We start from the raw sequence: 251 nt of genomic DNA, 5'->3' as shown, positions 1-251 counted from the left end.
GCCCCCGGGGGGGCCCCCCCGCCCCCGCCCCCGGCCCGCCCCCCCCCACGGGGGGCCCCCCCCGCCGGCGCCCCCCCCCCCCCCCCCGGCGGGCGCGGCGGGGGCCGACCGGCTGAACTACCGCGAACTCGACGCCAGGGCCGCCAGGTTGGCGGGGCTGCTGGCCGCGCGCGGCGCACGCCCCCGCCCCCTGGGAGGCGTGTTGCTGCCCCGCCGCGCCGACCACCAGGGGGCGCACCAAGCCGTGGCCC

Annotated in this window: 1 pseudogene; it reads left to right on the top strand. The window is 87.6% G+C overall.

Going from position 1 to position 251, the window contains the following annotated elements:
- Positions 1-251 (top strand): annotated as a pseudogene (locus AAHZ94_RS35410) (hypothetical protein); the annotation flags it as partial.

This window comes from Streptomyces sp. HSW2009 (genome assembly GCF_040240285.1).
Taxonomy (GTDB): Bacteria; Actinomycetota; Actinomycetes; order Streptomycetales; family Streptomycetaceae; genus Streptomyces.
Note: the sequence above shows the minus strand (reverse complement) of the source record. Positions and strands in the feature narration are given on the sequence as shown.